Raw genomic sequence first — 12755 nt, 5'->3', positions numbered from 1 at the left:
CCCACAAGGTTCGCTACGTGATCGAGTTTCAAAACGTCCATAAAACCTACCGGGTTGCCGGTAGGGATATCCCCGCCCTGCATCCGACCAGTCTGACGATTGAGAACGGTCAGGTCTTCGGCCTGATTGGCCATTCCGGTGCAGGAAAAAGTACCCTGCTGCGCCTGATCAATCGCCTGGAAGATTCCACGGGCGGCAAGATCATCGTCGACGGCGAAGAAGTCACCGCCCTGGATGCCAGCGGCCTGCGCCGTTTTCGCCAACAGGTCGGGATGATCTTCCAGCACTTCAACCTGCTGGCGTCCAAGACCGTGGCCGACAACGTGGCACTGCCGCTGACCCTGGCCGGCGAGTTGTCCCGCAGTGACATCGACCGCCGCGTCGCCGAGTTGCTGGCGCGGGTAGGGCTGTCCGACCACGCCCGCAAATACCCGGCGCAGCTGTCCGGCGGCCAGAAGCAGCGCGTCGGCATCGCCCGCGCCCTGGCGACCAAACCCAAGATCCTGCTGTGCGACGAGGCCACCAGCGCCCTCGACCCGCAGACCACCGCCTCGGTGCTGCAACTGCTGGCAGAGATCAACCGCGAGCTGAAACTGACCATCGTGCTGATCACCCATGAAATGGACGTGATCCGCCGCGTTTGCGACCAAGTGGCCGTGATGGACGCCGGCGTGATCGTCGAGCAAGGCCCGGTGGCCGAGGTGTTCCTGCATCCGAAGCACCCGACCACCAAGCGTTTTGTCCAGGAAGACGAGCAGATCGACGAAAGCGAACAGCGCGACGACTTCGCCCACGTCCCAGGACGCATCGTGCGTCTGACGTTCCAGGGCGACGCGACCTACGCGCCATTGCTCGGCACCGTCGCCCGGGAAACCGGTGTGGACTACAGCATCCTGGCCGGTCGCATCGACCGCATCAAAGACACCCCCTACGGGCAACTGACCCTCGCCATCACCGGCGGTGACATGGAGGCGGCGTTTGCCCGCTTCACCGCGGCTGATGTCCATATGGAGGTGCTGCGCTGATGGAATTTTTTGCAAACGTCGACTGGCTGGAAATCTGGCTGGCCACCGGCGACACCTTCCTGATGCTGTTCGGCTCGTTGCTGTTCACCGTGCTGCTCGGCCTGCCCCTGGGCGTGTTGTTGTTCCTGTGCAGCCCGCGCCAGTTGCTCGAAGCCCGCGGCGTTTATGCGCTGCTGTCGCTGATCGTGAACATCCTGCGTTCGCTGCCGTTCATCATCCTGTTGATCGTGATGATTCCGTTCACGGTGTTGATCACCGGCACCTCCCTGGGCGTGGCCGGCGCGATTCCACCGCTGGTGGTCGGCGCCACACCGTTCTTCGCCCGCCTGGTGGAAACCGCCCTGCGCGAAGTCGACCGCGGCATCATCGAAGCCACCCAAGCCATGGGCGCGACCACGCGGCAAATCATCGTCAACGCCTTGCTGCCAGAAGCCCGCCCGGGCATTTTTGCAGCGATTACGGTGACAGCGATTACGCTGGTGTCCTACACGGCCATGGCCGGTGTGGTCGGCGCCGGTGGTCTGGGCGACCTGGCGATCCGCTTCGGCTACCAGCGTTTCCAGACCGATGTGATGGTGGTCACGGTGGTGTTGCTGCTGGTGCTGGTGCAAGTCCTACAGACCGTGGGCGACAAACTGGTTGTGCATTTCTCTAGAAAATAAGGCCTCGGGCCAATAAACATGAGCCGGCCATTCGCTGGCAGGCGCCAAGAGCAGGCGCCCCACAAGGAGTTAGCTGAATGAAAAAACTACTGGTTGCCTTCGCTGCCGCCGCAGCGTTTTCCGCCCACGCCGCCGACACCCTCACCGTCGCGGCCACGCCGGTGCCCCACGCGGAAATCCTCGAATTCGTCAAACCGGCCCTGGCGAAGGAAGGCGTGGACCTCAAGGTCAAAGTCTTCACCGACTACATCCAGCCGAACGTACAGGTCGCGGAGAAACGCCTGGACGCCAACTTCTTCCAGCACCAGCCGTACCTGGATGAGTTCAACAAGGCCAAGGGCACGCATCTGGTGAGCGTGGCCGGTGTGCACCTGGAACCCCTGGGCGCGTATTCCAGCAAGTACAAGGCACTGACCGAACTGCCAGGCGGCGCTAACGTGGTGATCCCGAACGACGCCACCAACGGCGGCCGTGCGCTGTTGCTGCTGGCGAAGGCTGGGGTGATCAAGTTGAAGGACTCGGGCAACATCCTGTCCACCACCAAGGACATCACCGAGAATCCAAAGGATCTGAAATTCCGTGAGTTGGAAGCGGCGACTATTCCGCGGGTGCTGACTCAGGTGGATCTGGCGTTGATCAATACCAACTATGCGTTGGAGGCCAAGCTTGATCCTTCCAAGGATGCGCTGGTGATCGAAGGTAACGACTCGCCTTATGTGAACATCTTGGTGGCCCGTCCGGATGACAAGGACAGCGAGGCTATGAAGAAGCTGGTTGCGGCGCTGCATACGCCGGAAGTGAAGGCTTTTATTCTTGAGAAGTACAAAGGCGCGGTTTTGCCGGCGTTTTGAGCTGATTAGGTGGTGAAAAAACGGGGCTGCGTGGGAATGCAGGCCCGTTTTTTTATGCTCGGAAATATGCGGCGTCACGGAAAGACCCGCAAGATCACGGGCTATCGCGGATCAACGTTATCCAACACCCGATTCGCCAGCAACGAACTCAATTCAATCAACTGCTGAATGCCTAGGAGGATATGGCGCCGCTGGCCTTCCAAGTCGAAGGCCAGGTTGCTGACCATCGCATCAGCTGCCGCCAGGGTTTCGCTGAGGTTGGCGAGGAGGGATTCGTTGTCGGCGTTTTTTGCGACGGTGAAGAGTTGGCCCGGTTGGGACGCATCTTCGGATTTTTCCGGTTTCGGTAGCAGATAGTGATCCAAGACGCGCTTGGTGGCTTCGTCGTGCTTTTTTGCCTTGGATTTGGCGTGGCCTGTCTCTGGAGGGTTCGGAGTAGGTTTGAACATTGGGACTTTCCTATATAGGGCCGCCACCATCTCGCTACTAAACGAAAGGAGGCAGCTGTGCGCAAGTTAGTAGACCGGTAAAGTCACCAAACCCGGCGCGCCCGAAGGCGCCTCGCGCACAGCCACCATCAAGTGCAGGCAAACGCCTGACTGGATGACACTCATGCAACCGTAGATGACTAACCGAGCTACTAAACCCGACCACTGATGGGCAGTGGCAGGAAAACAATAGAACCCATGGTCAAGGCGCACAAGCGGGCGGATTCTGGCGTAGTTGTAGGCAATGGCGCAAGGATTCGTAGCTTGACGGAAGGATCGCGCCAGCGGAATAAACAGGGCTTGGTTTTGGCCCGTAAATTGGGCTAGACGGGTTTGTCTGTAGGTATTTTTCGGGGTGGGTGAGGGCAGCTTTGCAGCCCAGCGGGAGCAAGCTCCCTCGCCACGTTTGACCGGTTGGGGATTCGGCGAGGGCGGGAACGACGCAGGCTTTTTCAGCAATCACTGGCTCCCGAACCTCTATCCGCATTTGCCCAGTGTTCGGGCCGAATGAACCCTAGGATCCGCTTCATTGTTCTACGACCCTCATGATAAATTCCCGCCGCGACCTCTAATCAATAGAGGGCATTCAGGGAGAGAAATCAGTGATCAAGTCTTTGTTGGTTGGGGCATTGCTGGCAATGGCATCCGCATCGGCATCCGCGATGAGTTGCGATAACCCTAGAAACGCCTATGACAGAACCTATTGCGCGTCGCTGAAAATGGTTCAGTCGGATCAGGACATCAACGATCAATATAAAAAGACGATGAGTGCCCTGAACCCGGATCAAAAGAAAAAGGTGAAAGCCGCTCAAATCCAGTGGATCAAAAATCGTGACAGCGCCTGTTCCAACGATGGCCTGCTCTACCTGGACTGTGCCAACGAGAAGACCGAGGCGCGTATCGTCATACTCAAGGCTGTCGAACGCGAGTGCCGTGCTGCCGGTTGCGACGACGCCAAGCTGTCGCAAGTCGAGTAACCCGTAAACAACTTGCCCTCGCTGAAAAACCCGACGTAACACGTCGGGTTTTTCTTTGGCGGGTTCGATGATCTGATTTTGAGCTATCGGAAGGCAGGATTGATCCCAGCCTGATTCCTGTAAAGAAGATGATGCAGTTTGTCTGTAGGAATGGTTGGGGCTGCTGCGCAGCCCAGCGGGAGCAAGCTCCCTCGCCACGGGGTTTCGGTTCAATCGGGGCCTTGGGTGTAATTCAGTTGTTTGCGTTGGTGGCAGGGTGCCACAATCGCCGTTTTCGTTGCGTTACGATCAGGTGGATCAAATGGATGGTCCAAGATCTCGGAACGGCCAGGCTTCTTTCATAGCCGAGCAGGTGCGAACGGACCGATTGCAGCAACTGTTTCGCCAGTCCGTTTCTGCGGTTTTCGGCAGTTACCTGGCGGCCATCATGCTGAGTTGGCTGTGCTGGGACCGGTTTGAGCACAGCGTCATTCTTTGGTGGATTGCCATCCTGACCGCATCGACGCTGTTGCGTATCGCGATGTTTGTCGCCTATTTCCGCAGCGACGAAAGTGAGCGCACGCCTCAACGCTGGGAGCGCCGATACTGGGTCACGCTGGTGCTGTCCGCCAGCATCTGGGGCGGCGGGGCGTTTGTGCTCATGCCGGCGGACGATCTGTTGTCCCAGGCGTTGGTCATGCTCTTTACCGTCGGAATGTCCGTCAGCGCGGTGTCCTGCTATTCGGCTTACCGCGACATGACGCTGGCTTCCATTGGCGTGGTGCTGTTCCCGTGCACCGCCTGGCTGCTGTTTCAACCGTCGCCGATCCAAGTTGGCATGGCCCTTTCGATCCTGGTGTTTGCGGCATTTGCCGCCCGGGCCACGCACAAAATGTCCCAGGCACTGGAAATCGCCTTTCGACTCACCCGTGAAATGGAACAGGCGAACAGCATTTCGACCCGTGCCGCACAAACCGATGAACTGACCGGCCTGAAGAGTCGGCGGGCTTTTTTCGAGCATGCCCAGCAGCTTTATGACGAATGTAAGAGCAGCCGGTTAGGGTTGTGTGCCGTCATGTTGGACATGGATCACTTCAAGCACATCAACGACACCTACGGCCATCAGGTGGGGGATCAGGTTTTACGCGAGATGGGGACGGTGATCAGTTCATCGTTTAGGGCAACCGATATCCACGGACGACTCGGTGGGGAAGAGTTCGCCATTCTGCTTCCGGATACGTCCATCGAAGTCGCGACCCAAATTGCAGAACAGCTCATCGATACGATTTCGGGTTTGATGATCGAGCCTGTTCAGGGCATATCCGCCAGCCTTGGCGTGGCGTCGACGGGGGCCTGTAATAAGGACCTTCACAGCTTGATGAACGATGCGGATAAGGCCCTGTATCGAGCGAAGGCGTTGGGGCGTAATCGAGTGGCGGTTGCTTAGTTGGGTTGGCTTTGCATCATCCGTTGAATTTTTATCGTTCCCACGCTCTGCGTGGGAACGATCGAAAAACCCATCATTCTGCTTTATGAATTTTCCTCTCTATGAAGGCCTGCCACTGCGCTGGCCCTGCTGATTTCCCTGGAAACTCCTTCTCCTTGGCTTACCTTGCGGCCCACGCGGGCTAGCGATACCGCAGAGCCTAAAAAATAAATTTCCTTTTAGATCAATTGTTTAATCCAAAAACGACAAATCTTTGAAAATTTATCTTGCGCGCTAATTATTCATCCGTTAACTTTATCTCAACTGGTTAGCGCACAAACATTTAGCGCAGACCTAAATTGATCAAACCCATCAGCAAGCGAGGAAACACCATGAACGTTCTCTACACCGCAGTCGCAACCTCCACCGGTGGCCGTGATGGCCGTGCTGTTTCCAGCGACAAGATTCTCGACGTGAAACTGGCCACTCCAAAAGCCCTGGGCGGCGCTGGTGGTGAAGCGACCAACCCTGAGCAGTTGTTCGCCGCCGGCTACTCGGCCTGCTTCATCGGCGCATTGAAGTTTGTCGCCAGCCAGAGCAAACGCAGCATTCCTGCTGACGCCTCGATCACGGCACACGTCGGCATCGGCCAGATCCCTGGCGGTTTCGGCCTGGACATCGACCTGCACATCACCCTGCCAGGCCTGGATCAAGCCGATGCTCAAGCGCTGGTCGACGCGGCTCACCAGGTTTGCCCGTACTCCAACGCGACTCGCGGCAACGTCGACGTCCGTTTGCACGTCACCGTCTAACTCACTTCATCTACGAATTAAAAGGATCAGGACATGAACACTCTCGGCAAAACTCTCGTTGGCTCGCTTCTGGCTCTGTCGCTCAGCAACGCGTTTGCGACTACTTTTGTTCAACCTACGTTCGCTGAGGGTGGTTCGGATCGCCTGATCGAAAGCCGTGTCGCTGAGGGCGGTTCGGATCGACTGATCCAAAACCGCGTCGCCGAGGGTGGCTCGGATCGACTGATCCAAAACCGCGTAGCCGAGGGCGGCTCGGATCGCCTGATCCAAAACCGTGTCGCCGAGGGTGGTTCGGATCGCCTGATCCAAAACCGCGTGGCCGAAGGCGGCTCGGATCGTCTGATGGAAAACAGAGTGAGCTGAACGATCCCTTCATCACTCCGAAAGCCGGTCGAACCCACCCATGTTGCTTCCAAAACAAAAGCGCCGCTTATCTCTCACGACGAAGCGGCGTTTTTTTCAACGTGTCATAAGTCCTAAACGATGCTATCCACCACACCGCCATCGACGCGCAACGCCGCTCCGGTGGTGGCCGAAGCCTGTTCCGAACTGGCGTAGATGATCATGTTGGCGACTTCCTCGACACGCGCCGCGCGCTGGATGATCGAGGTGCTGCGGTGCTCGTTGACGAAATCTGCCGCGACCTTTTCCAGGCTTTCCCCGCTACGCTCGACGTCTGCCTGGAGCATCTGGGCAACGCCTTCGGAAAGGGTCGGCCCTGGCAACACCGAGTTCACCGTCACACCCGTGCCGGCAAGGCGCTTGGCCAGGCCGCGAGCGATGGACAGTTGCGCGGTTTTGGTGAAGCCGTAGTGGATCATGTCAGCAGGAATGTTCACGCCCGATTCCGACGAGACAAACACAATCCGCCCCCAACCGCGCTCGACCATGCCCTGGGCGTAGGCCCTGGAAATTCGCACGCCGGACATTACGTTGGTTTCGAAGAAGCGCTGCCATTCGCTGTCTGGCGTTTCGAAGAAGTCTTGCTGTTTGAAAATGCCCAGGTTGTTGATGACGATATCGAAGCTCGGGTGTTTGGCGATCAGTGCCTGGCAGCCAGGCGCATTGCTCAGGTCGCCCACAAAACCGGTGGCATTTGAAGCAAGGGCGCCCAAGCGCTGCAACGCGTCCTCCACGCTGCTCTCGCTGCGACCGTTGATGACCACGTGGGCGCCAGATTCGAGGAAGCCTTTGGCTGTGGCAAAACCGATACCGCTGGTGGAGCCAGTGATTAGGACGTGACGGCCGGTGAAGTCGATTTTCATGGGATGACTCCTTAGTAATGGATCAGAGGGCTGAGCGATATTTGTGAGTGCGGATACCTCCGAACAGTATGAGATGAGTTTTTACCATCTCAAATAGTCGTCCATCCCAACGTCTTCATATCGCCGGAGGTTAATCATGGACGCGATTTGCGCTTTTCGCTGGTTTGAGATCTGCTGAAATGGACTACTGAACGCTGAGATGCCAAAGCAAGAGAGAAAGGGAGAAGCATTCAGCCCCCTGGGAAATAAATCTGTTCTTGCTCACAGTAACGACAGAAACAAATGGTTCTTTTTCGGCTTTCCTAGCATTCATTTCCTAAAAACTTGCCATTAGAACCATTTTAAGATTATCTGTAGACAACTATGATGTCAAAATGGTAGCCTCCAGACCAAAATAATTTTCGAGCAAGTTACAGCGTCGTAGCTAGTCTGGTCAGTGTTAAATTAGTCATCCCGTCCAAAATTGGGCCGCTGATCAATTTAAAGATTACTCATCTAAAAAAACCATAACAAATAGCCTTCAACTAAGGCGAAAAAGGCAGAGATGCGTCATATGAAAAAAACATTGTTTGTGTTTTTGCTAACTTACCTTCTCACTGGCTGCCAATCAACAGCTCAAAACACCAACAGCTCTGGCCAGAAAAAATTCGTTTTTTCCGAGTTCAGCAGATGAAAAATATTCTGTTGGCAGGATCTTTGGCCGTAGTTGGACTTCTTGGAGGCTGCGCAGCAGACAAAAAAGAACCCAACCCGGCTTTCTCACAAGCCCAACCTTCACCCGCAACTTCGGAAGCGAGACGTGTTTCCATGCAGCGGTTTCAAGAAGATCAGGCGGGTGCTACAGCATTGGTTATGATGGGGTGCGCAGAGAAGCTGCACATCCCACCCGAGCATCCTCCGGAGTATGAGGCTGCTGCTGTACAGTGCGCGAGCGATCAGATGAAGGTCATCAGCAATGAAGCGCTGGCCCGTATAGATGCTCGAGAACTGGCTTATAACGAAGCGGGTCAATTCTTGCTCAATCAAGCAGTGAGCTTTTTAAAGGCTAACAGCGAGGCAGCGAGAATCCAGGATTCCGCAGAGCTTATTAGAGTTGCGGTACAGGAAGGGCGTAGAGTGCTTCTTTCCAAACGTAAATGATCTCCCCTAGCGCTCGTTTCTTGGTAGTGGGCTAGTACCACCTCTTACCTCCAGCCTCCTAGCCTCACTTCGGTATGCAGCAGTTAAGAGGAAACAACAGTTCAATAAAGCAAACCAAATGCAAAGTGTCAGGCTGCTTTATTGGGCGGATGTTTACCTATTATCGAGCTTCGACATTATCCAACACCCGATTCGCCATCATCGTACTCAGCTCAATCAGCTGTTGAATCCCCAGCGCGGAATGACCTCGCGAGCCATTCAGGTCAAACGCCAGATCGGCAATCATCGCCTCGGCCGAAGCCAGGGTTTCACTGAGGTTGGCGAGCAGGCATTCGTTGTCGACGTCTTTGGCGACGATGAATATCTGGCCGGGTTTGGGTACATCTTCGGGCTGTGCCGGTTTTGGCGACAGGTAGTGATCCAGGACGCGCTCGGCGGTTTCGTCGAGTTTCCTGGTATTGGATTTGGCTTGCGAGGAGGCTTGGTCCGCCTTGGGCGGATTGGGCGTTGGTTTGAATATAAGCTGAAATCCTTCAGTTAGGCCGCAACCTCTTCCCTACTAAAAGAAGGGGTGGCGGCTGTACGCAGGTTAGTAGACCGGAGATTCCAGCATTGCGGCGCGCCGAAGCGCCCTGCGCACAGCCACCATCAAAGGACAGGAATTGGGATACCTGCCTGAGTGGAGAACTCATGCATCTTGCGGGAAAACCACGGGCTACTAAACCCGACCGCTGATGGGCAGTGGCAGGAAGACAATAGAACCCGGGGCAAGGCGCACAAGCGGGCGGGTTCTGGCGTAGTTGTAGGTAAAGGCGCAAGGATGTGTGGGTGGGTGGAGGGATTTGGGCATAGGGATAAACAACAGACGATGTGTAGGGATTGTCTGTAGTAATGGGCGGGCTGGGTGGGGACTGCTGCGCAGCCCAGCGGGGATAAATCCCCTCGCCACAATGGTGAGCTTTGGGCCCATTTGGGGCACCTCAGGTCAGATGGGCTGAAGTGGCGAGGGGCTTTGATCGAGGGTGATCAGGCAGCCGACCACACCGCCAGCTCGTAGCCGTCCGGGTCGATGAAGTGGAAACGTTGACCGCCTGGAAAGGCAAATACGTCACGGCTGATGGTAGCGCCTGCGTTCTTGAGCCTGAGTTGGGTCGCTTCGAGGTCATCGGCGTACAAGATGATCAACGGGCCGCCCGGGCGCACCGGTTCGCCGGTCGTGAAGCCACCGGTCAGGCGACCGTCGCTGAATTCGGTGTAGGTCGGGCCGTAGTCGACGAAATTCCAGCCAAACACACCGCCATAGAAGGCTTTGCTTCGGGCGATGTCGTTGACATTGAACTCGATGTTATCGATCTGACGGTCTTTTCCGCGAATGCCCATTGATGCTTCCTTGGCGAGTGGGGGACAAGCAAGCTTAGGGCATCAGCCGACATTCATGTAAATGTGCCGGCCTCTTCGCGAGCAAGCTCGCTCCCACAGGGGTTGGGCAAGATTCGGTAGCCCCAACCTTTCAGGCCTGCGCGCTGAATCGCTGCGCAGCACGCCGTGCAAGCATCGCGGCTTCCGTCTCTCGCGTCGCCCGTTCGCCTTTGTAGGCCAATTGGTTGAAAAACAACCCGTCCGAAAACTCCTGGGGAGACATAGAGCTTCTGCTTTTGAGCATCGGCGCCAAGTCGATGGTGCCGGCGAAGTTTTCCTTGGTCAGGTTGTACAGGCCCAGGTAGCTGCCGGACCAGGGCGAGTCGGCGTCGACCATGTCGATAGAGGCGTCGCGGAACGCAACGGCTGAGGCTTTCAGGTCGCTGGATTCATTGAGCAAATCGGTCAGCCGCTGGGTGTCTGCGCTGCTGAGTTGGCCGGCCGTGTTGAGCACCTTGAGTCGGCCATCGGCCTCGACGGTGAAGCCGTATTTCTTGCCGGCCAGGTCCGGATGGGTTGCCGACAGCGTTGACTGGAAGGTCTCGAAAGAAGTCTTCAGGGTGTTTTTCGCGCTCTCGGCAAGTGCGGCGAATCGAGGGAAGTCTGGCGATTGGGAGCGACCGATCCAGGTTTCGATGACCACTGGCGATTCCACCATGACCTGGGCGTCGTCGCTGGGGTGGTAGATCGCCGCAGGGCCGGCGTTTGCCAACTGCTTTACGGCGTCTGCTGGCGGATGGGTTACCAGCTTCTGGTCGGAGCGGGTGAGGTTGGTGTTGGCGGGAGCGATAGCGGCAGAGCTAACAGAGAATTCCATTTCATCGGTCCATGATTGGCGGATACATCGGGTTATCGACAGCGGAGGACCGAGCTTTAGGAGCAAGGGCTGCTGCGCAGCCCAGCGGGAGCAAGCTCCCTCGCCACAGGAGGGTGGGGCCAGTTGGTTAAGCGGTGGCTGTCAGGAGCGCTATCGCGAGCAGGCTCGCTCCCACAGGGGTTGGGGATGGATGCGATGTCTGTGAGCTACCTGGAAAAACTGTGGGAGCTGAGCTTGCTCGCGATGGCGGCGGCACATTCAACATCGACGCAAGCAGACCCACCGCTATCGCGAGCAAGCTCGGCTCCCACCGGGGGCTTGGGTGTTCACAGTTTCTGCATCCACCACAAATCCCAAGCAGCCTCGCTCATATGAAGCAACAGGCCCTCAGTACCACCGCGCCTCGCCCGGTGGGCGTTTCTTGAAGCGTTTCATGCTCCACATGTACTGGCTTGGGTAGGCCCGTACATAGCGCTCCACCACTTGGCTCATGGCTGCGCACGAGGTTTCGGTGTCGGTGCTGTACATCGCGTCCGGGGCGGCTTCGAGGATGACTTTGTAGCCCGAGCCGTCCGGCAGGCGCAGGGCATGAAGGAACACGCCGACTGCTTTGCCGCCGGCAAGCATGTTCGGTACGAACTTGCTGGTCAGGGCCTGGGTGGCGAAGAAGGGCACGAAGATACCGGCGGACTCGGACGGTTCCGGGTCGGCGGGAATGCCCACCTGGCCGCCTTTGCGCACTTCCTTGATGACGCTGAGGATGCCTTCCTTGGTCGACGCCGCGACTTTGTTGCCCAACTGTACGCGTTGTTTTTGCAGCAGTTCATCCACCGCCTTGAGCTTGGGCGGACGGTAGAAAATGATCGGTTTGCACTGGCTGCAATAGAAGTGGTTGAGCACTTCCCAATTGCCCAGGTGGCTGGTGATGCCAACCACGCCTTTGCCGGAGGCCAGGGCTTCTTTCAGCACGTCCAGGCCTTCGACTTCGCGCACCAGTTCGATGGAGCGCTGGGCCGGCCAGATCCAGGCGCAGGCGCTTTCGGTCAGGGATTTGCCGATGTCCTTGAGGCTCTGGCCCACCAGGCGTTCGCGCTCGGCCGGGTCCATCTCGGGAAAGCACTTGGCGAGGTTGATCCGCACCACGTCGCGGGAACGGTTGGGAAATTTCCACATGAGCCAGCCAATCGCCGAGCCCACTGCCTGCACTGCCCTCCAGGGCAGCAGCGCAAACAACCGCAGAGCGCCGACCAGCAAGGCGCCTTTCAACTTATCCACAGGTCACTCCTGAATGTATGGGCCGTGTTGCGAGCCGGCTATTCTAACCGCCGTTTACCAACTCGGCGTAGCGGTCGCAGTCCTGGGTGTGGTCCATGACCATGCCCGAGGCCTGCATCAACGCATAACAAATGGTCGGGCCGACAAAAGTGAATCCGGCTTTCTTCAGGCCTTTGCTCATCGCCACTGCCTCGGGCGTGATGGCCGGCACTTCGGTGCGGTCCTTGAAATGATTGATGATGGGTGTGCCGCCTACGTACGACCAAAGGAACGCCACCGGGTCTTCCAGGGCCAGCCAGGCCTGCGCATTGCGGCGGGCGGCCTTGAGCTTGAGACGGTTGCGGATGATGCCGGGGTCGAGCATCAGTTCATCGATTTCCGCATCGCTCATCTGCGCCACCCGCTGCACATCGAAGCCGTACAACACTTCCCGGTAGCGCTCGCGTTTGCGCAAAACGGTGATCCAGGACAACCCGGCCTGGAACCCTTCGAGCAAAAGCAACTCGAACAAACCCTGCGCATCGCGCAGCGGCGTGCCCCACTCCTGATCGTGATAAGCCATGTACAACGGATCGTCAGAACACCAAAAGCAGCGTGGCATAAGGCTCCAGGGGGCGTG

Annotated in this window: 16 protein-coding genes; 9 read left to right on the top strand and 7 right to left on the bottom strand. The window is 57.3% G+C overall.

The window, feature by feature from the left end; genetic code table 11:
• The first annotated feature begins 17 nt into the window (after window positions 1–17).
• The 3 genes from ACIPQ1_RS05625 to ACIPQ1_RS05615 all read left to right on the top strand — a co-directional run bounded on the left by ACIPQ1_RS05625 (window position 18) and on the right by ACIPQ1_RS05615 (window position 2538).
• A complete protein-coding gene (locus ACIPQ1_RS05625) occupies window positions 18–1025 on the top strand; it encodes an ATP-binding cassette domain-containing protein (RefSeq protein WP_186706437.1) in 1008 nt (335 codons plus the stop codon).
• On the top strand, window positions 1025–1687 hold the full coding sequence (locus ACIPQ1_RS05620) for a methionine ABC transporter permease (RefSeq protein WP_030139002.1): 663 nt from the start codon (window positions 1025–1027) through the stop codon (window positions 1685–1687). Before ACIPQ1_RS05625 ends, ACIPQ1_RS05620 begins: the two co-directional genes overlap by 1 nt.
• 77 nt (window positions 1688–1764) lie before the next feature.
• Window positions 1765–2538 carry a MetQ/NlpA family ABC transporter substrate-binding protein gene (locus tag ACIPQ1_RS05615; RefSeq protein WP_446533728.1) on the top strand — a complete coding sequence of 258 codons (774 nt, stop codon included), beginning with the start codon at window positions 1765–1767 and terminating at the stop codon, window positions 2536–2538.
• A gap of 101 nt (window positions 2539–2639) precedes the next feature.
• On the opposite strand, the gene ACIPQ1_RS05610 is transcribed toward ACIPQ1_RS05615, so the two are convergent.
• Window positions 2640–2987, bottom strand: a complete 348-nt coding sequence (locus tag ACIPQ1_RS05610) for a DUF6124 family protein (RefSeq protein WP_411386055.1) — start codon at window positions 2985–2987, stop codon at window positions 2640–2642.
• Window positions 2988–3628: 641 nt separating this feature from the next.
• Between ACIPQ1_RS05610 and ACIPQ1_RS05605 the strand changes: the two genes are divergently transcribed.
• The 4 genes from ACIPQ1_RS05605 to ACIPQ1_RS05590 all read left to right on the top strand — a co-directional run bounded on the left by ACIPQ1_RS05605 (window position 3629) and on the right by ACIPQ1_RS05590 (window position 6583).
• Entirely contained in the window at window positions 3629–4003 is a 375-nt protein-coding gene (locus ACIPQ1_RS05605) for a lysozyme inhibitor LprI family protein (RefSeq protein ID WP_033062452.1), read from the top strand.
• Between the two features lie 301 nt (window positions 4004–4304).
• Window positions 4305–5429, top strand: a complete 1125-nt coding sequence (locus ACIPQ1_RS05600) for a diguanylate cyclase (RefSeq protein WP_446533727.1) — start codon at window positions 4305–4307, stop codon at window positions 5427–5429.
• Window positions 5430–5800: 371 nt separating this feature from the next.
• Complete coding sequence (locus ACIPQ1_RS05595; protein WP_250961589.1) at window positions 5801–6220, top strand: organic hydroperoxide resistance protein; 420 nt, start codon at window positions 5801–5803, stop codon at window positions 6218–6220.
• Between the two features lie 33 nt (window positions 6221–6253).
• A complete protein-coding gene (locus tag ACIPQ1_RS05590) occupies window positions 6254–6583 on the top strand; it encodes a hypothetical protein (RefSeq protein ID WP_250961590.1) in 330 nt (109 codons plus the stop codon).
• A 113-nt stretch (window positions 6584–6696) separates the two neighbouring features.
• On the opposite strand, the gene ACIPQ1_RS05585 is transcribed toward ACIPQ1_RS05590, so the two are convergent.
• The gene (locus ACIPQ1_RS05585) at window positions 6697–7485 is read right to left on the bottom strand and encodes an SDR family NAD(P)-dependent oxidoreductase (protein ID WP_411386052.1); all 789 of its coding nucleotides are present in this window, start codon (window positions 7483–7485) and stop codon (window positions 6697–6699) included.
• A 544-nt stretch (window positions 7486–8029) separates the two neighbouring features.
• On the opposite strand from ACIPQ1_RS05585, the gene ACIPQ1_RS05580 reads away from it, so the two are divergent.
• A complete protein-coding gene (locus tag ACIPQ1_RS05580) occupies window positions 8030–8158 on the top strand; it encodes a lipoprotein (protein ID WP_411386051.1) in 129 nt (42 codons plus the stop codon).
• Window positions 8155–8625 carry a hypothetical protein gene (locus tag ACIPQ1_RS05575; protein ID WP_411386050.1) on the top strand — a complete coding sequence of 157 codons (471 nt, stop codon included), beginning with the start codon at window positions 8155–8157 and terminating at the stop codon, window positions 8623–8625. Before ACIPQ1_RS05580 ends, ACIPQ1_RS05575 begins: the two co-directional genes overlap by 4 nt.
• Before the next feature lie 160 nt (window positions 8626–8785).
• Here ACIPQ1_RS05575 and ACIPQ1_RS05570 read toward each other — a convergent pair whose 3' ends face one another.
• The 5 genes from ACIPQ1_RS05570 to ACIPQ1_RS05550 form a co-directional block, all read right to left on the bottom strand.
• On the bottom strand, window positions 8786–9145 hold the full coding sequence (locus ACIPQ1_RS05570; RefSeq protein WP_434651200.1) for a DUF6124 family protein: 360 nt from the start codon (window positions 9143–9145) through the stop codon (window positions 8786–8788).
• Window positions 9146–9651: 506 nt separating this feature from the next.
• Window positions 9652–10005, bottom strand: a complete 354-nt coding sequence (locus ACIPQ1_RS05565) for a VOC family protein (RefSeq protein WP_411386049.1) — start codon at window positions 10003–10005, stop codon at window positions 9652–9654.
• Between the two features lie 130 nt (window positions 10006–10135).
• Window positions 10136–10861: a hypothetical protein gene (locus tag ACIPQ1_RS05560; RefSeq protein WP_446533726.1), complete on the bottom strand. Its 726-nt coding sequence runs from the start codon at window positions 10859–10861 to the stop codon at window positions 10136–10138.
• Between the two features lie 387 nt (window positions 10862–11248).
• Window positions 11249–12136, bottom strand: coding sequence for a lysophospholipid acyltransferase (locus ACIPQ1_RS05555; RefSeq protein WP_411386047.1), 888 nt, complete (start codon window positions 12134–12136; stop codon window positions 11249–11251).
• 43 nt (window positions 12137–12179) lie between these two features.
• Window positions 12180–12737, bottom strand: a complete 558-nt coding sequence (locus ACIPQ1_RS05550; protein ID WP_250961595.1) for a DNA-3-methyladenine glycosylase I — start codon at window positions 12735–12737, stop codon at window positions 12180–12182.
• Between the last annotated feature and the right edge of the window lie 18 nt (window positions 12738–12755).

Source organism: Pseudomonas sp. LARHCG127 (genome assembly GCF_052871455.1).
Note: the sequence above shows the minus strand (reverse complement) of the source record. Positions and strands in the feature narration are given on the sequence as shown.